The sequence below is a fragment of the Leifsonia sp. genome (genome assembly GCF_051955155.1).
In the GTDB taxonomy this organism is placed as follows: Bacteria; Actinomycetota; Actinomycetes; order Actinomycetales; family Microbacteriaceae; genus Leifsonia.
This window is the reverse complement of the sequence record NZ_JBQCGZ010000080.1, coordinates 1-16436: the sequence shown is the minus strand read 5'-3', so window position 1 is coordinate 16436 and position 16436 is coordinate 1. Positions and strand designations below refer to the sequence as shown.

Genomic DNA, 16436 nt, shown 5'->3' with positions numbered 1-16436 from the left:
CGCTACCCTTGACGGGTGGATTCCTCCGTCTCGACCCCCCAGACCCGCCCGAACCACTGGGTGCTGACCTTCAGCTGCGCGGACCGTCCCGGCATCGTGCACGCGGTCAGCGGCGCGATCGTCGCCGCGCGCGGCAACATCACCGAGAGCCAGCAGTTCGCCAGCACGGACACCGGCCGGTTCTTCATGCGCCTGCAGGTGGAGTCGGAGGCCGACCGCGCGGAGTTCGAGCGCGCGCTCGCCCCGGTCGTCGCGCAGTTCGACATGTCGCACCGCGTGGACAATGTCGGCCGCCCGCTGCGCACCCTCGTCCTGGTCTCCACCGCCGCGCACTGCCTCAACGACCTGCTGTTCCGCCAGCGCGGCGGCCAGCTGCCGGTGGAGATCCCGCTCGTGCTCTCCAACCACGGAACGCTGCGCGACCTCGCCGGCTTCTACGGCATCCCATTCGAGTCCCGCCCGGTGACCGATCCCGCGTCGAAGGCGGCGTTCGAGGCGCGCATCCTGGAGGCGGTCGAGGAGCACGACATCGAACTGGTCGTGCTCGCCCGCTACATGCAGATCCTCTCCCCCGAGCTGTGCGAGAAGCTCGCGGGCAGGGCGATCAACATCCACCACTCGTTCCTGCCCGGCTTCAAGGGCGCGAACCCGTACCGCCAGGCGCACGCCCGCGGGGTGAAGCTCATCGGCGCGACCGCCCACTTCGTCACCAGCGACCTGGACGAGGGCCCGATCATCGAGCAGAACGTGGTGCGGGTGGACCACACCCGCAGCGTCAGCGAGCTGGTCTCGATCGGCCAGGACGAGGAGAGCCGCACGCTCACCCAGGCGGTGAAGTGGTTCGCCGAGGACCGGGTGCTGCTGGACGGGGCGCGGACGATCATCTTCCGGTGATGCCCCGCCGGTAGACTGGCCGGGTGAGTTCAGCGCAAGACCAGCAGACGCCCTTCCGGATCGGGCCGAACGACATCCTCCGGTTCGTGCTGGAGCTGTTCGCCATCGTCTCGCTCTGCATCTGGGGCTTCGTGGTCTGGCCGCTGCCCTGGAACATCGTGATCGGCATCGGCGCTCCGGTCATCGCGATCCTGCTCTGGGCGCTGTTCCGGTCGCCGAAGGCGGTGCTCCGGGTCGACCCGTTCGTGAAGGCGATCGTCGAGATCGTGGTCATGGGCGCCGCGGCGTTCGCGTGGTGGGACCTCGGGCAGCCGATCGTCGCCGTCGTCTTCGCCGTGATCGCCACCGTCTCCGGCATCATCAACGGCCGGCGCGAGTTCGCATGAGCGGCGTCGTCGTCCACAACGCCCGCAAGGTGGATGCGGACGGGCTGGTCGACGAGTTCTGGCTGGTCGCCGAGGACGGCAGGATCGTCGCGACCGGGACCGGCATCGGCTGGCGCGAGGCCGCGCAGGCGCCCGGCCGCGAGGTCGTCGACGCGCACGGGCACTGGCTGACGCCCGGATTCATCGACCTGCACTGCCACGGCGGCGGCGGTCACCCCTACGACGACGGCCCCGACCAGATGCTGGCCGCTCTCGCCACCCACCGCGCCCACGGAACCACCCGTGCGCTGGTGTCCCACGTCGCGAACCCGCTCGCCTCCCTCCGCGAGAGCCTCGGCGTCGTCGCCGACCTCGCGGCCGTCGACCCGCTCATCCTCGGCTCCCACCTGGAGGGCCCATTCCTGGCGCCGGAGCGGCGCGGCGCGCACGACGCCGCCTTCCTGCGCGAGCCGGGGCCGGAGATGGTGGAGGAGCTGATCGGCGCCGCGCGCGGCACCCTGCGCACGACGACCATCGCGCCCGAGCTGCCGAACGCGCTGGAGTCCATCGGCGTGCTCATCGAGGCCGGCGTCGTCGTCGGGATCGGCCACACGGCCGCCGACTACGACCAGGCGGCACGCGCGTTCGAGGTGGGCGCGCGGCTGCTGGTGCACGCCTTCAACGCCATGAATGGCATCCACCACCGCGCGCCCGGACCGGTGATGGCGGCGATCGAGAACCCCGAGGTGACGCTCGAGCTGATCCTGGACGGCCTGCACGTGCATCCCTCGGTCGCCGGTCTGCTGTTCCGGGAGGCTCCCGGCCGGGTCGCACTGGTCACGGACGCGATGGCCGCGGCCGGGGCGACCGACGGCTACTACCGCCTCGGCGGCCTGAACGTGACGGTGAAGGACGGTCTTGCCGTCCTCTCCGGGACCTCGACCATCGCCGGCTCGACGCTCACGCAGGACGTGGCGCTCCGGAACGCGATCACGCTGGTCGGGCTGGATCCGGTGCCCGCGGTGACCGCGCTCACCCTGGCGCCCGCGCGCGTCCTCGGCGAGGACCACCGCCTCGGCCGGCTGCACACCGGCTACGCGGCCGACGCGGTGCTGCTCGACCACGAGTGGCGCGTGCAGCGGGTCCTGGCCGACGGCCGCTTCCTGGCCTGACGTCGGAAACGGAGGACATCCGCACGCTCGCGCGCCGGATCTCCTCCCTTCCTCGCGTTTCGGCCGCCTCGGCAGCTCGCATCCTCCTTTCCGCTCGCCCGCAGGAACGGAGGAGATCCGGCCGGAAATCTCGCGGAGAACCGGAAAGGGAGGACTTCCGCGCCGAATACGGCCGGAAACCCTCCCTTTCGCGCGTGACGGAACGGGCGCGCTACAGCTTCTGCCAGGCCGGCTTGTGGGCGTAGGCGTAGCGGTAGTAGTCGATGTTCTTCAGCTGCGACGCGGCCGCCTCGTCCACGAGCACCGTCACGTGCGGGTGCAGCTGGATGGCCGAGCCCGGGTTGGAGGCCGACACCGGTCCCTCCACGGCCCCGGCCAGCGCCTCCGCCTTGCCCTCGCCGAACGCGAGCAGCAGCAGGTGCCGCGCGCGCAGGATGGTCGAGAGGCCCTGCGTGATGCAGTGCATGGGCACGTCGTCCTCGCTGTCGAAGAAGCGCGCGTTGTCCTTGCGGGTCTGCTCGGTGAGCGTCTTGACGCGCGTGATCGACGCGAACGACGAGCCGGGCTCGTTGAAGCCGATGTGGCCGTCGGTGCCGATGCCGAGGATCTGCACGTCGACGCCGCCGGACTCCGCGATCGCCTTCTCGTAGTCCGCTCCGGCGTGCTCGATGGTCTCGCGCGCGCCGTTCGGCGTGTGGATGAGCGAGGGCGTGAGGCCGAGCGGCTCCACCACCTCGCGGCTGATCACCGAGCGATAGGACTCCGGGTGCCCGGCGGGCAGGCCGACGTACTCGTCGAGCGCGTAGCCGCGGACGTGCGAGACGTCGATGCCGCGCTCGGTCACGCGGCGCGCCAGCGCGCGGTACACCGGCAGCGGGGTGGAGCCGGTCGCCAGTCCCAGGACCGCGTCCGGCTTGGCCGCGATCAGGTCCAGGATCGCCTCTGCCGCGAGCTCGCCCGCCGCCTCCTTGTCCGCGACGACGACGACTTCAGCCATGTGCTCCTCCAACGAGTGCCGCTCCGAGCGCGGCGACGGGTGTGCCTTCGGGGACGAGGCGCACCCGCCGGGACAGCGCGAGCGAGGCGAGGAACGGGGATGTCCGCGCCCAGCCGTCGAGCACCTCGTGGACATCGCAGAGCAGCCGGTCCCCGAGGTGCCGGAGACCGCCGCCGATCACGACGGCGTCGACGTCGACCGTCAGCACGAGGACCCGCACCGCTGCGGCGATGCCCTCGGCCAGCCTAGCGGTGATCGCCCTCGCCTCGCGGTCGCCTTCCGCCGCCGCGGCGAACACGGCGCGCACCGGGAGGGGGTCGTCCGTCGGCCACTGCCTGGCGATCCCGGAACCGCTCGCCACCGTCTCCAGGCAGCCGCGCTGGCCGCACGCGCACGGCGCCCCTGCGGGATCGACGGGCAGGTGCCCGATCTCCCCGGCGATGCCCGTCGCGCCGCGCCACAGCCGGCCGTCCACGACGATGCCCGCCGCCATCCCGGTGCCGAGGTTGAGGTACGCCATCGTCCCGTGCATCCCCAGCAGGTGGTAGGCGCCGAGCGCCGCCGCCTTCACGTCGTTCTCCACGCGGACGCCGACGCCCAGCCGGCCGGCGAGCTCGCCGCCGAGGGCCAGGCGCTCCACGCCCAGGTTGACCGCGTGCGCGACGTGGCCGGAGGCGTTGTCCACCATGCCGGGGATGCCGATGCCGATCGAGTCGAAGCCGGCGGCGGGCAGGCCGGTCAGCTCGCCGATGCGGGCGACGGCGGTCACCGCCGTCTCCACGACGGCCGCGTGACCGAAGCCGGTGGCGAGACGGACCCGCTGCGCGAGCGCGCCCGCCTCGTCGACGGCGACCGCGTCGGTCTTGGTGCCGCCGATGTCGATGCCGAGTCTCACGCGCCGCGCTCCAGCAGTCTCAGCAGCGCGTGGCCGACCAGCCGGGAGGCGCCGAACGTCGCGATGTCGGCGTAGCGCCTGTCCTCGCTCGGCCAGCCCATGTCCACCACAAGGACGCTGTCGCGTTCCGCGCGCAGCCGGTCGATGGCCTCGCGCGCGAAGGCGTGCCGGTGGTTGTCCTTGCCGATCACCAGCACCGGCGACTGCGCGGCGAGGACGAGATCGGGATGGTCGCCCTCGGTGAAGACGACCGCAGGGTTCGCGGTGAACGCCACCGCCTCCGGTGCGGCGGGATCCGCCGCCGCGGCCGCGAACGGGCCCCAGGGCGCCGACCCGACCGCGATGTTCGCGACGGTGTCGATGCGGACCACCGAGGACCGTCCGCGGTGCGCGCTCAGCCACTCCGCCGCGTCCGCGGACACGTCGAAGGCGCCGAGCACGCGCTCGATGTCGGCGGGGTCGATGCCGCCCGGCACGTCCGGGCCGGCGGCCGCGGTGGCGGCGTCGTCGGCCTTCCTGTCGTCGCGAAGTCCGGCGGCGAGCCCTCGGACGCGCTCGGCGGCCTCCGCCACCCGCTCCCGGCCGAGCCGGCCGGCGGCGATCGCCGCGAGCACGGCGCCCTCGATCGCCTCCAGCTGCTCGTCGGTGTTCTCGGTGCCGATGCAGAGCAGGTCGCAGCCGGCGGCGATGGCCAGCACGGCCGCCTCCGGGATGCCCCGCTCGCCGCTCGCGCCGTACATGTCGAGCGCATCGGTCACCACGAGCCCGTCGAAGCCGAGCTCGCCGCGCAGGACGCCCTCCACGATCCTCCGGCTGAACGTGGCCGGCAGCTCGGGGTCGATGCGCGGCAGCAGGATGTGCGACGTCATCACCGTGCGCGTCCCCGCCTCGATCGCCGCGCGGAACGGCTCCAGCTCGCGCTCGCGCAGCCGCGCGGCGTCCAGATCGACGACCGGCAGCTCCAGGTGCGAGTCCGCCCCCGCGTCGCCGTGGCCGGGGAAGTGCTTGGCGCACGCCGCGACGCCGGCGGACTGGAGGCCGCGCGTCCACGCGGCGCTCTGCTCGGCGACGACGTCCGGCGTGGAGCCGAAGCTGCGGACGCCGATCACCGGGTTCTCGGCGTTCGAGTTGATGTCGGCGTCCGGTGCGAAGTCGAGGTTCACGCCGACCGCCCGCAGTTCGCGCCCGACCCGGCGCGCGACGGACTCCGTGTACTCGGGGTCCGCCAGCCGGCCGAGCACCGCGTTGCCGGGATACGGCGATCCACTCTCGTAGTAGAGCCGGGTGACGTCGCCGCCCTCCTCGTCGATCGCGATGACGGCGTCCGGGTTCGCCGCGCGGATCGCGTCCGTGAGCGCACGCAGCTGCTGCACGGAGACGATGTTCTGGCCGAAGACGCAGACCCCGCCGAGGCCCCCGCGCAGCCGCTCCTCCAGCCAGCCGGGCAGCGTCGTTCCGACGAAGCCGGGGAGGAGGGTCGCGGCGATGCGCCGGCGGAGCCCGGTGTCGGTCAGGGTTTCCTCGGTGACCGACGCGCCGCTCACCCCTTGACCGCCCCGCTGACCAGGCCGCTGGTCATCCGCCCCTGCACGATGAGGAAGAAGATGATCACGGGCACGGCGACGAGTGTCGATGCCGCCATCACCTGGCCCCAGTCCGTCGCGCGCGACGCGGACTGCTGGATGAAGCCGCGCAGCCACAGCGGGAGCGTCTGGCTGCTGTTCTCCTGCAGGATGACCAGGGCGACGGTGAACTCGTTCCAGGCCTGCAGGAACGCGTACACGCCGGAGGCGACCAGGCCGGGCGCGAGCAGCGGGAAGGTGATCCGCAGGAACGCCTGCGTGCGGCTGAGCCCGTCCACCATCGCCGCCTCCTCGAGGTCGGCCGGGATGCCGGCGACGAAGCCGCGCAGCATCCAGATCGTGAACGGCACGACGGCCGCGATGTAGATGATGCTGACGCCGAGGACCGTGTTGAGCAGCCCGAGCGAGCCCATCAGCTTGTACTGGGCGATGAACAGCCCCTCCGCCGGCAGCATCTGGATGAGCAGCACCGCGAGCACGAACGACTTGCGGCCCCGGAACTTGAACCGGCTGATCGCCAGCGCCGCGAGGAACGCGAAGCCGAGGCAGAACACGACGGTGATCAGCGCGACGACCAGGCTCATCCCGAGCGCGGGGAAGAAGGTCCCGCCGCCGATCACGGCCGCGAAGTTGTCGAACGAGCCGCCGAACGGCAGCCAGGTCGGGGTGGTGCTCTGCAGCACGACGTTGGGCAGCAGGGACGAGTTGAGCATCCAGTAGACGGGGAAGACCCAGATCAGCCCGAGAACGACGGCGAGCACGCCGAGCAGGATCCGGCCGGGCCGGACCTTCTGCCTCAGCTTCCGGCCGGTGCCGCCGGTCCCGGTCCCGGTGGCCTGTGCGGTGGCGGTCACGATTCGTCCTCCTTGAGCAGCGAACGCACGTAGAACCAGCTGAGGGCGATGGTCAGGATGAGCACGAACACCGAGACGGCGCTGGCCATCGCGAAGTCGCTCGATCCGACGCCGAGCTGGTAGATGTAGGTGCCGAGCAGGTTGGTCTCGCTCGCGATGGAGCCCTTGTCCTGCAGCAGCTTGATCTGGGTGAACACCCGCAGGTCCCAGATGATCTGGAGCAGCAGCACGATGCCGAGCACCGGCCGGATCATCGGCAGGATGATGTGGCGCAGCCGCTGGAAGCCCTTCGCCCCGTCCATCTGGGCCGCCTCCAGCACCTCGCTGGAGACCTGGGTGAGACCGGCGTAGACCGAGAAGGCCACGAACGGGACGCTCATCCACACCACGATGACCATGGCGACGAAGAAGAAGGAGAGCGGGTTCTGCAGCCAGTTGTGGTTCTGGAAGTCCAGGCCCATCGAGGTGAGCACGGAGTTGACGATGCCGCGGCGCCAGTCGAACAGCCAGTTCCACACGGTCATGGCGGCGACGACGGGCATGGCCCAGGCCAGCAGCAGGGCGATCTGCAGGAAGATCCTGGCGAACCTCCCGACCCCGCTCATCAGCAGGGCGAGCCCGACGCCGATGATCACGGTCACCGCAGCGGTGACCAGGCAGAAGGCGATGGACCGCGCGACGACGATCCACATGTAGGAGTCGGAGAACAGCTGGATGTAGTTGTCGAACCACACGAACGGCGCCGGCTGGCCGAACTGCTGCGCGAGTCCGAAGTGCTGCATCGAGGTGATCAGCTGCCAGAGGATCGGGTAGCCGAGCGCGAGCAGCAGGATGAGGATGGCGGGCAGCAGCAGGACGTATGGCGCGATCGGGCGTCTGCGGGCGCGGGGAGCTCCCTGCGTCTTCGGGCTACGCGGGGCGGCGGGTGCACTCACGTGCTCCTTCGTCGCGGTCACGGCGGTCCTCCTTCCGGTGTTTCGTCAGTCTGGTGGCAGGGGCGAGGGCGCGGAAGAGGCTTCCGCGCCCTCGCCTGACTGCCGCGGGGCGGGGCTGGATCAGCCGTTCTTCTCGTTGAGGAGAGCGTTGATCTTGGTGTCGTACTCCTGGGCGAGGCCCTTGAGGTCGGACGAGTCGCGGATCTTGGAGAAGAACTCCTCCATCACGTTCGCCGCCTCGACCTTGGCCCAGCCCGGAGCGGCCGGGGTGAGCTTCGAGTTGGAGGCCGACTCGATGAGCGCCTTCGCGAACTGGTCGTCGCCGAGCGAGGACACGTAGTCCTTGTTCGCCGGGCCCAGGCCGTTCTTGCCGAGCATCTCCTGGTACTCCTTCGAGAACATGATCTTCAGGAGGGTCTTGGCCAGGCCCGGGTTCTTGGACTTGGCCGAGATGCCGATGTTCGAGCCGCCCGCGAAGACCGGGGCCGGCTTGCCGTCGTTACCCGGCAGCACGTAGGTGCCGAAGGTGGCGTCGTTCCAGGTGCGGACGGCCTTGCCGTCCTTGGTCGACAGGTCGCCGATGGACCAGTGCGCCCAGCCCGGGGCCATGATCGTGGCGGCGGCGAGCGAGGTGTCACCCGTCTTGTTGCCGTCGGCGTCCGTGGTCTGGTCGCTGTCGTTCAGGTAGATGTACTGGTTGGAGTCCTTGGCGTCGTTCGGCGCCTTGGACGCGTTCTTGTAGATGTCCTGCAGCTGCTGCAGACCCTTCTGCGACTCGGCGGAGTCGAGGGTGGCGACCCACTTGTCGCCCTCCTTCTTCGCGATGTCCCCGCCGTTGGCGAAGATCCACGAGATGCCGTCGCGCCAGTCCTGGCCGCCGAGGAAGAAGCCGGAGAAGTTGTCGATCTTCTTCGGGTTCTTGGCCGTGATGTCGGCCACGGTGGTGTTGAACTGGTCGAGGGTGGTCGGGACGGTCGCCCCGGCTGCCGCGTAGACGTCCTTGCGGTAGAACATGTAGCGCGAGCCGAAGTAGTACGGCAGCGTGTAGTTCTTGCCGTCCACCTTGCCGGCGTCGACGAAGGACTGCAGCAGGTTGTCGCCGCCGAGGTCCTTGTACATGTCGGAGATGTCGAGGAACGCGCCGACGTTGGTGAAGGTCGGCGACTGGGTGTTGCCCATCTCGGTCACGTCCGGCGTGTTGTTCGCATCCGGCAGCGCCGTGGTGAGCTTGGTGACGATGTCTCCCCAGTCCTGCTGCTCGATTTTGAGGGTGGCGCCGGTCTCCTTCTTGAACTCCGTCTTGAGGTAGTTGCGGAGCTCATCCGGGGTGTCCGAGCCGACGAGCCACAGGGTGACCGTCTTGCCCTTGCCGTCGGTGCTGGGGGCAGAGCCTCCGCCCGAGGCGCATCCGGCGAGCACGAGAGCGGAAGCCGTAGCCACTGCGGCGAGGCCGACGAGCTTTCTCTTCATAGCGCTGTCCTTTCGTTGTGAAGTGGGGCTGTTCTCTTCAGTGGTCGATGTGTGCGGGTCGCGTCACACCGTCGGTGCAGGGGTCCAGGTTTCGCGCATGCTGTGTCACGAGACCCCGAGTTGTCCGGAGAGGACGAGTACGGCCGCGCCGCGGAGGACGATGTCCTGCCCCTGCGCGGTCATCCGGAGGGCGAGGTCGGCGTGGTTCTCGGCCATCGTCCGGCTCCGGAGCGTGTGGATGGTCGCGTCGGCGAGCGCGCCATCGAGAAGGTCCGCCGGGCCGCTGAGCACGATCTCCGACAGGTTGAGGGCGCCGACGACGGGCGCCAGGGCGATGCCGAGCCGCTGCCCGGCCTCGCGCAGGATGGGCGTGGCGTCCGCGCCGGCGGCCTCCGCCTCCGCGATGCCGCGGCGCAGCTGGGGGACGCTCAGCCAGTGCTCGAGCACCTGGTCCCTGCGGTAAGTGGCGTCGAGGCCGAGATCGGTTCCGACCATGACCTGGCCGATCTCGCCCGCGGCGAAGTGGCTGCCGTAGACCAGGGCGCCGGCGACGATGAGGCCGGCGCCGATGCCGTGGCCGACCCGGATGAGCATCATGTCGCCGGACGCGTCGCCGTAGCTGTGCTCGGCGAGCACGGCTGCGTTCGCATCGTTGGCGACGACCACCGGCCGTCCGGTCCGCGCGGCGAGCAGCTCCTGCAGGCGCAGGCCGCTCCAGCCGAGGTTGGGGGCCGTGAGGATCGTGCCGCTCAGGTCGACGACGCCGGGCGAGCCGACCCCGATGCCGAGGATCGGCGCGCTGGCCGTCTCGATCAGCCGGTCGACGAGCGTCTCGACCTTGGCCCGCGCCTCGTCCCCGGTGGCGCCGTCGAGCATGACCTCGGCGGAGGCGACGATCGCGCCGTCGAGATCCATGACGGCGCCGCGGAACCGGTCGTGGTCGCTGAGGTCGACGCCGACGATCTGGTGCGCGCTGCGGTTGATGTCGAGCAGGACGGCCGGCTTGCCCGGCCGGGCGGACTCGCGCTGGCCCAGCTCGATGACGAGCCCTTCCGCGAGCAGTTCGGCGACGAGGTCGGACACGGTGACGCGGGTCAGCCCGGTCTCCCTGGCGATGTCAGCGCGGCTGCGCTCCCCCGAGCGGTAGAGCGTCTGCAGGACGAGCGACCGGTTGTGGCTGCGCGCGTGCTCGGGGAGCACCTTCGCGCGCGGCCGGAGCGCGCGGCCCGGGCCCAGCCCGCCGGCGCGTCCCTGCACCTCCGTCGTCGTCATGTTTGTTAGTAAAGCTTACGAACAAATGAAATGCAAGCGACGAAACGAAGTCGTAACCTGCGGGGTTCAGCTCAGCAGCGCCTGGTGCGCGAGTTCCAGGAGGCGGTCGTCGCGGAACTCCTCGTGCGCGGTGATGGTGAGCACGGCTCCGTGCGCGTCGTCGACGATCACGTACTGCCCGTACCGGCCGTCCAGCCGCCAGAGCCCCGACGGGCCCGCCCAGACCGCGAGGCCATAGCGGTCGCTGGTCGCGGGCAGGCCGGTCTCGCGCCAGCCGGCGTGCATCCCATCCACCCAGCCTGCGCTCACGAGGCGTCGGCCGCGCCACTCGCCGCGGTCGCGCAGCAGCCGGCCGATCCTGGCGAGCTCGCCGGTGCGCAGCTGCAGCCCGGTGCCGCCGAGGATGTGCCCGAGCGGGCAGCGCAGCCACTGCGGGTTGTCGATCTCCAGCGGGTCGAACAGACGCGGCAGCAGCCAGTCGCGCACGTCGCCGACGCGCGCTTCGAGCATCCGCATGGCGACGTAGGTGCTGGCGTCCGAGTACCGGAACCCCTCCCCCGGTCCGCGGGTCGGCCGGCGCAGCATCTCCTGCGCGAGGTCGGTCCCGGGGACCGGCTCGTCCCCGAACCAGACGAAGTCGATCCCACTCGACATGGTCAGCAGGTCGCGCAGGGTCACCCGGTCGACACCGTCGCCGAGCTCGAGGCCGGGCAGCGCCTCGCCGACGGTGGTGTCGAGCGAGAGGATGCCCGCGTCGACGGCGATGCCCGCCGCGAGCGCGCTCACGCCCTTGGAGACCGAGTACAGGTTCTCGCGGTCGTCGCTGCGCCACCGGTGCGCGCTCTCGTCGTCTCCCACCAGGGCGACGGCACCGTAGACGCCGAGCCCCTCCCGGTCGACAGAACTCACGAAACGGCTCAGCAGCAGGTCGGCGTCGGACATGGTCCCATTCTGGACCGTGCCGGGCGCGCGGCTACGATCCAGGGATGACCGCATCCCCCGCATCCGTCCGCACCCCGTTCTCGCTGTCCGGTTCCCGCGCCCTCGTGACCGCCGCCAGCCGCGGCCTGGGCCGCGAGATCGCCCTGGAGCTCGCCGGCCAGGGCGCCGACGTCGTGATCGGCGTCCGCGACCCCGAGGGCTCCGCGGGCCTGGTCGCGGAGCTGAAGGCGTTCGGCGTCTCCGCCGACGCGATCCGGATGGACGTGCTCGACCTCGCCGGCTGCCGCGCCGCGATCGACGCGTCGATCGCCGAGCACGGCCCGATCGACATCCTGGTCAACAACGCCGGCGGCGGCGTCGACGCGCCGGCGCTGGACGTGACGGAGGAGGACTTCGACCGGGTCTGGCAGCTGAACACCCGCTCCACGTTCTTCCTCTCGCAGCACCTCGCCCACTCGATGCGTGCGAACGGCGGCGGCGCGATCGTCAACGTCGCGTCCCAGGCCGGGCTCGTCGCGCTGCCCGGCGAGTCGTCCTACTGCGCGGCGAAGGCCGCCGTCGTGCACCTCACGCGCTGCCTGGCCGTCGAGTGGGGCGAGTACGGCATCCGCGTCAATGCGGTCGCGCCCACCTTCATCGAGACGGACGGCACCGCCGCCGCGCTCTCCGACGACGCGTTCCGCGCCGACACCATCGAGCGGATCGCAGCGCTGCACCGGCTCGGGCGGCCCGCGGAGGTCTCCGGCGCAGTCGCATTCCTGGCCTCCCCCTCCGCCTCGCTCGTCACCGGCCAGACACTCGCGATCGACGGGGGCTGGACCGCGCGCTGACGGCGGCTACCATGTGGCGCATGCCCGCACTGACTGACACCTTCACCCTGTCCAACGGCGTCGAGATCCCGAAGATCGGCTTCGGCACCTGGCAGATCCCCGACGGCCAGGAGACCTACGACTCGGTCCGCGCCGCGCTGGACACCGGCTACCGCCACATCGACACCGCCCGCGCCTACGGCAACGAGGCGAGCGTCGGCCGCGCCGTGCGCGACAGCGGCATCCCCCGCGACGAGATCTTCGTCACCACCAAGTGCCCGGCCGAGGTGAAGAACGCCGACGGCGCCCGGCACGCGTTCGAGCGCTCCAGCGAGCTGCTCGACCTCGGGCACATCGACCTGTACCTCATCCACGCGCCGTGGCCCTGGAGCGACCAGGGCAGCGACCACCGCGCAGGGAACATCGAGGTCTGGAAGGTCTTCGAGGAGCTCTACGACGCCGGCCGCACCCGCTCGATCGGCGTCAGCAACTTCCAGGTCGCCGACCTGGAGTCGCTGCTCGGCGCGACGACGGTCGTCCCGCACGCGAACCAGATCCGCTGGTTCGTCGGCAACACCCAGCCGGAGACCACGGCGTTCTGCCGCGAGCGCGACATCCTCGTCGAGGGCTACTCGCCGCTCGCCACCGGCCGGCTGCTCGACAACCGCGACATCGCGGCGATCGCCGAGAAGTACGGGAAGTCGGTGGCCCAGGTGAGCATCCGCTACCTGCTGCAGCACGACGTCCTGCCGCTGCCGAAGTCGACCACCCCCAGCCGCATCGCCGCCAACGCCGACGTGGACTTCGAGCTGTCCGCCGAGGACATGGCTGCCCTGGACGCGCTGGGCTCCTGAGCCAGCCCCTCCCGACTGCCCCCGTTCGGTACCTCTGCCCCCTGCTCGAGCAGGGGCACACGTACCGACCGGGGACAGACGCCACCGCTCAGCGGGCGCGCACCAGCCGCCAGCCGGCCGCGGTCAGCGTCTCCACCATGTGCTGCGTGTACCACTCCGGCCACTGCTCGTCGTAGACGCCGCCGAGCTCCTCTTTCTCGTGGATGCCGTGGGCCGCGGCCGCCTGCCTAAGGTGGTCGAGCAGAACCGCCGTCATCTCGTCGTCCGCGTCGGTCATCGTCCCGGAAGCCGCTTCTTGATCTCCCGCAGGATCCAGCCGTTGCCGTCCGGGTCCGAGAAGGAGGCGAAGGTGGAGTAGTCGGCGCGCTCGGGATGCGGCCCCGGCACGCGGCCCGCGGTGCCCGCGTGGTGGAAGACGCCGGTCTCGTCGTGCCAGAGCTCCGAGACGTCCGCCCCGCCCGCGATGAGCGCTGCCCTGGCCTGGTCGATGTCGTAGACCGTGAGCTGCAGACCCTGCGTCGAGCCGGGCTGCGCCGTGGTGAGACCGGACCCGAAGATGACCGATGCCGCCGACCCCGGCGGGGTGAACTGCACCACCCGGTACCCCTCGTCCACCGTGAAGTCCGCGTCCTCGCGCCAGCCGAGACCGGCGTAGAACGCCTTGGCCCTGTCCACATCCGAGACCGGGAGCACCACCACTTCGAGCTTCATGTCCATGTTCGTCACGCCTTCTGTCGGGATTTCCTGCGCTGATCCAGCCGGTAGGTCTCCAGGAGCCGCAGCCAGAGCTCGCTCACCGTCGGGTAGGACGGAACGGCGTGCCAGAGCCGCTCGATCGGCACCTGTCCGACCACGGCGGTCGTCGCGGCGTGCAGCATGTCGCCGACGTCCGGCCCGACGAGCGTCACCCCGAGGACGACCCTGCGCTCGTCGTCGACGACCATCCTCGCCCTGCCCTCGTAGCCGTCGGCCCGGACGACCGCCCCGGCGACCCAGCAGATGTCGTAGTCGGCCACGCTCACCGGGTAGCCGGCCGCCCGCGCGGCGGCCTCGGTGAGTCCGACGGACGCGACCTCCGGCTCGGTGAACGTCACCTGCGGCACCGCTTCGTGGTCGGCGGTGGCGACGTGGGGCCCCCACGGTTCGTCGCCCACCTCGTCTCCGGCCGCCCGCGCGGCGATCACGTCGCCCGCGATGCGCGCCTGGTACTTGCCCTGATGGGTGAGGAGCGCGCGGTGGGTCACGTCGCCGACCGCGTACAGCCAGTCGTAGCCCGGCAGCCGGAGGGTGTCGTCGGTGGGGAGCCAGTCGCCGGGACGCAGCCCGACGGTTTCCAGCCCGATCGCCTCCGTGCGCGGCCGGCGCCCCGTCGCCACCAGCACCTCCTCGGCGACGACCGGCTCGCCGCCGTCGATCTCGATGCGCACACCCTCCGCGTTCCGTTCGACCCTGCCGATCCCGGTGTCGAGCAGCACCGTCGCGCCCAGCCTCCGCAGCGACGCGGCGACCAGCTCGCCGGCGAACGGCTCCATCGCGTCGAGGAGCCCGCCGCGCGAGATCAGCGTGACGGCGCAGCCGAAGCCCGCATATGCGGTCGCCATCTCCGCGCCGACGACCCCGCCGCCGATGATCGCGAGGCTCTCCGGCACCTGGCGGACGCTGGTCGCGTCGCGGCTGGTCCAGGGTTCGCTCGCCCGCAGGCCCGGGATGTCGGGGACGACGGGATCCGAGCCCGTCGCGATCACGACGGCCGCGCGCGCCTCCACCTCGGTCTCGGCGCCGTCCGCCGCCGTGACGATGACGCGCTTCTCCCCCGCGAGCCTGCCGTGCCCGCGGATCAGCGCGATTCCCGCGCCGTCCACCCAGTCCACCTGGCTCTGGTCGGACCAGTCGTACACGAGGCGATCGCGGCGCGCGAGCACCGCCGCGACATCCACGCCGCCGGTGACGGCCTGCGCCGCCCCGTCGACCGCCCGCGCCTCCCGCAGGCTCTGCGCGGGACGCAGCAGCGCCTTCGAGGGGATGCACGCCCAGAACGAGCACTCCCCGCCCACCAGTTCGTGTTCGATCAGGACGGCGCTGAGGCCGCCCTGCACCGCCCGTTCCGCCACGTTCTCCGCGACCGCGCCGCCGCCGATGATGACGACGTCGAACGTCTGTGCCTCCACTGCTCTCCCCTCGTCCCGCGGCCTCAGAAGAAGCCGCCGTCGTCCTCGGCGTCCTCCGCCCACTGCCCGGTGACCGCGCCGTAGTCGTACGGGAACAGCGCGATGGCGAGGGGCGAGGCGACGACCACCGCCGCCACGGTCGGCAGCAGCGGGCCGAGGATGCGCGCGAGGCTGCCGCTCGCTGCCCGCTCGGCGTCGGTGGCGACCCGCGCGAGTGTCTCCGGTCGCGCGTCGATCGGCGCATCGCCGGGCGCCACGGCCTCGGTCAGCCGCGTTCGCAGCTCCTCGCGCTCCGCGTCCGTCAGCCTGCCGAACGCCTCGGCGTGCACGGCGTACTGCTGGTCCGGCTGCGCTGTCGCGAGCACGTACTCGTACCGCTCGAGGGCGGCGGCGGTACCGTCCGGCGTCGAGCCGTGTTCACGGTGCCTGCCGAACAGTGCCATCTGCGCCTCCCGAGCGGGAGTGTAGCGATCGCGGATAGCATGCGGGAATGCCCACCATCCCGGAACTCCTGCAGGCCAACCTCCACCGCGTCTTCGGCGAGCGCGACGCCGCCCGCCGCCGCGCCGCGATCGACGACGTCTACTCCGAGGACGTCGTCTTCACCGACCCGGAGGGCTCCGTGACCGGTCGCGACGCCCTCGCCGCCAAGGCGGGGGCCCTGCTCGCCGGCGCGCCGGACACGTTCTCCTTCCGCGAGGACGGCCCCGCCTACGAGGGCGCGGACTCCGGCGCCCTCGCCTGGACCCTCGGCCCGGAGGGCGCCCCGGTCGCCCGCGGAATCGACCTGATCACCGTCCGCGACAACCGCATCACCACCCTCCGCACCCTCCTCGCTCCCTCCGCCTCCTGACACGCAAAAGTCCCCGTCCGGTACGTGTGCGGCGCGCTCGCGCACGCCCACTCGTACCGAACGGGGACAGGACAGCCGGGATCAGCCCAGGCGCGCCTTCAGGTTCTCGCTGATCGCGTCGAGGAACTGCTCGGTGGTCAGGTAGGCCTGCTCCGGGCCGACCAGGAGCGCGAGGTCCTTCGTCATCTTGCCCTCCTCGACCGTCTTCACCACGACGTCCTCAAGGGTGTGGGTGAAGTCGATCAGGTCCTGGTTGCCGTCGAGCTTGCCGCGGTGCGCGAGGCCGCGCGTCCAGGCGTAGATCGAGGCGATCGGGTTGGTCGAGGTGGCCTTGCCCTGCTGGTACTGGCGGTAGTGACGCGTGACGGTGCCG

General features: G+C 71.3%; 19 protein-coding genes. 6 read left to right on the top strand and 13 right to left on the bottom strand.

What is annotated here, in order from left to right; all coding sequences use genetic code 11:
- The first annotated feature begins 15 nt into the window (after positions 1-15).
- From purU to nagA, 3 genes are read left to right on the top strand one after another with little or no spacing between them, the layout of a single operon-like run.
- On the top strand, positions 16-894 hold the full coding sequence (gene purU, locus ACTHMF_RS08215) for a formyltetrahydrofolate deformylase (protein WP_314149542.1): 879 nt from the start codon (positions 16-18) through the stop codon (positions 892-894).
- A gap of 23 nt (positions 895-917) precedes the next feature.
- Positions 918-1280, top strand: coding sequence for a YrdB family protein (locus ACTHMF_RS08210; RefSeq protein ID WP_440317040.1), 363 nt, complete (start codon positions 918-920; stop codon positions 1278-1280).
- Complete coding sequence (gene nagA / locus ACTHMF_RS08205; RefSeq protein ID WP_440317039.1) at positions 1277-2431, top strand: N-acetylglucosamine-6-phosphate deacetylase; 1155 nt, start codon at positions 1277-1279, stop codon at positions 2429-2431. The genes ACTHMF_RS08210 and nagA overlap by 4 nt, the downstream gene beginning before the upstream one ends.
- 211 nt (positions 2432-2642) lie before the next feature.
- Here nagA and nagB read toward each other — a convergent pair whose 3' ends face one another.
- The 8 genes from nagB to ACTHMF_RS08165 all read right to left on the bottom strand — a co-directional run bounded on the left by nagB (position 2643) and on the right by ACTHMF_RS08165 (position 11379).
- Positions 2643-3428, bottom strand: a complete 786-nt coding sequence (gene nagB, locus ACTHMF_RS08200) for a glucosamine-6-phosphate deaminase (RefSeq protein ID WP_314149545.1) — start codon at positions 3426-3428, stop codon at positions 2643-2645.
- On the bottom strand, positions 3421-4323 hold the full coding sequence (locus tag ACTHMF_RS08195; protein WP_440317038.1) for an ROK family protein: 903 nt from the start codon (positions 4321-4323) through the stop codon (positions 3421-3423). The genes nagB and ACTHMF_RS08195 overlap by 8 nt, the downstream gene beginning before the upstream one ends.
- Positions 4320-5867 carry a beta-N-acetylhexosaminidase gene (gene nagZ / locus ACTHMF_RS08190; protein WP_440317037.1) on the bottom strand — a complete coding sequence of 516 codons (1548 nt, stop codon included), beginning with the start codon at positions 5865-5867 and terminating at the stop codon, positions 4320-4322. Before nagZ ends, ACTHMF_RS08195 begins: the two co-directional genes overlap by 4 nt.
- Positions 5864-6706, bottom strand: a complete 843-nt coding sequence (locus tag ACTHMF_RS08185) for a carbohydrate ABC transporter permease (protein ID WP_440317082.1) — start codon at positions 6704-6706, stop codon at positions 5864-5866. The genes nagZ and ACTHMF_RS08185 overlap by 4 nt, the downstream gene beginning before the upstream one ends.
- Before the next feature lie 50 nt (positions 6707-6756).
- Positions 6757-7716, bottom strand: a complete 960-nt coding sequence (locus tag ACTHMF_RS08180; protein ID WP_314148319.1) for a carbohydrate ABC transporter permease — start codon at positions 7714-7716, stop codon at positions 6757-6759.
- Between the two features lie 99 nt (positions 7717-7815).
- Positions 7816-9165: an extracellular solute-binding protein gene (locus tag ACTHMF_RS08175; RefSeq protein ID WP_314148318.1), complete on the bottom strand. Its 1350-nt coding sequence runs from the start codon at positions 9163-9165 to the stop codon at positions 7816-7818.
- A gap of 105 nt (positions 9166-9270) precedes the next feature.
- Positions 9271-10437, bottom strand: a complete 1167-nt coding sequence (locus ACTHMF_RS08170; RefSeq protein WP_314148317.1) for an ROK family transcriptional regulator — start codon at positions 10435-10437, stop codon at positions 9271-9273.
- A 66-nt stretch (positions 10438-10503) separates the two neighbouring features.
- Positions 10504-11379, bottom strand: coding sequence for a serine hydrolase domain-containing protein (locus ACTHMF_RS08165; protein ID WP_440317036.1), 876 nt, complete (start codon positions 11377-11379; stop codon positions 10504-10506).
- A 44-nt stretch (positions 11380-11423) separates the two neighbouring features.
- On the opposite strand from ACTHMF_RS08165, the gene ACTHMF_RS08160 reads away from it, so the two are divergent.
- Complete coding sequence (locus ACTHMF_RS08160) at positions 11424-12209, top strand: SDR family NAD(P)-dependent oxidoreductase (protein WP_440317035.1); 786 nt, start codon at positions 11424-11426, stop codon at positions 12207-12209.
- Between the two features lie 20 nt (positions 12210-12229).
- Complete coding sequence (locus tag ACTHMF_RS08155; RefSeq protein WP_440317034.1) at positions 12230-13042, top strand: aldo/keto reductase; 813 nt, start codon at positions 12230-12232, stop codon at positions 13040-13042.
- Between the two features lie 88 nt (positions 13043-13130).
- Here ACTHMF_RS08155 and ACTHMF_RS08150 read toward each other — a convergent pair whose 3' ends face one another.
- From ACTHMF_RS08150 to ACTHMF_RS08135, 4 genes are read right to left on the bottom strand one after another with little or no spacing between them, the layout of a single operon-like run.
- Positions 13131-13319 (bottom strand): hypothetical protein, encoded by a 189-nt coding sequence (locus ACTHMF_RS08150; protein WP_440317033.1) that lies wholly within the window; start codon positions 13317-13319, stop codon positions 13131-13133.
- Entirely contained in the window at positions 13316-13759 is a 444-nt protein-coding gene (locus ACTHMF_RS08145; RefSeq protein WP_440317031.1) for a VOC family protein, read from the bottom strand. The genes ACTHMF_RS08150 and ACTHMF_RS08145 overlap by 4 nt, the downstream gene beginning before the upstream one ends.
- Before the next feature lie 5 nt (positions 13760-13764).
- Positions 13765-15210 carry a dihydrolipoyl dehydrogenase family protein gene (locus tag ACTHMF_RS08140; RefSeq protein WP_440317029.1) on the bottom strand — a complete coding sequence of 482 codons (1446 nt, stop codon included), beginning with the start codon at positions 15208-15210 and terminating at the stop codon, positions 13765-13767.
- A gap of 23 nt (positions 15211-15233) precedes the next feature.
- Positions 15234-15653: a hypothetical protein gene (locus ACTHMF_RS08135; RefSeq protein ID WP_440317028.1), complete on the bottom strand. Its 420-nt coding sequence runs from the start codon at positions 15651-15653 to the stop codon at positions 15234-15236.
- A 47-nt stretch (positions 15654-15700) separates the two neighbouring features.
- Here ACTHMF_RS08135 and ACTHMF_RS08130 point away from each other — a divergent pair, with 47 nt between their 5' ends.
- Positions 15701-16063, top strand: coding sequence for a nuclear transport factor 2 family protein (locus tag ACTHMF_RS08130; protein WP_440317027.1), 363 nt, complete (start codon positions 15701-15703; stop codon positions 16061-16063).
- An 81-nt stretch (positions 16064-16144) separates the two neighbouring features.
- Here the strand turns inward: ACTHMF_RS08130 and ACTHMF_RS08125 are convergent.
- On the bottom strand, positions 16145-16436 hold a 292-nt coding region (locus ACTHMF_RS08125; RefSeq protein ID WP_440317026.1), incomplete at its 5' end, for an isocitrate/isopropylmalate family dehydrogenase.

Excerpts from the sequence above, each read along its gene's own strand:
- ACTHMF_RS08170 (WP_314148317.1), bottom strand. The coding sequence starts at position 10,437 with ATGACGACGACGGAGGTGCAGGGACGCGCCGGCGGGCTGGGCCCGGGC.
- nagA (WP_440317039.1), top strand. The coding sequence starts at position 1,277 with ATGAGCGGCGTCGTCGTCCACAACGCCCGCAAGGTGGATGCGGACGGG.
- ACTHMF_RS08135 (WP_440317028.1), bottom strand. The coding sequence starts at position 15,653 with ATGGCACTGTTCGGCAGGCACCGTGAACACGGCTCGACGCCGGACGGT.
- ACTHMF_RS08155 (WP_440317034.1), top strand. The coding sequence starts at position 12,230 with ATGCCCGCACTGACTGACACCTTCACCCTGTCCAACGGCGTCGAGATC.
- ACTHMF_RS08145 (WP_440317031.1), bottom strand. The coding sequence starts at position 13,759 with ATGGACATGAAGCTCGAAGTGGTGGTGCTCCCGGTCTCGGATGTGGAC.
- nagB (WP_314149545.1), bottom strand. The coding sequence starts at position 3,428 with ATGGCTGAAGTCGTCGTCGTCGCGGACAAGGAGGCGGCGGGCGAGCTC.
- ACTHMF_RS08160 (WP_440317035.1), top strand. The coding sequence starts at position 11,424 with ATGACCGCATCCCCCGCATCCGTCCGCACCCCGTTCTCGCTGTCCGGT.
- ACTHMF_RS08175 (WP_314148318.1), bottom strand. The coding sequence starts at position 9,165 with ATGAAGAGAAAGCTCGTCGGCCTCGCCGCAGTGGCTACGGCTTCCGCT.
- ACTHMF_RS08165 (WP_440317036.1), bottom strand. The coding sequence starts at position 11,379 with ATGTCCGACGCCGACCTGCTGCTGAGCCGTTTCGTGAGTTCTGTCGAC.
- ACTHMF_RS08150 (WP_440317033.1), bottom strand. The coding sequence starts at position 13,319 with ATGACCGACGCGGACGACGAGATGACGGCGGTTCTGCTCGACCACCTT.
- ACTHMF_RS08130 (WP_440317027.1), top strand. The coding sequence starts at position 15,701 with ATGCCCACCATCCCGGAACTCCTGCAGGCCAACCTCCACCGCGTCTTC.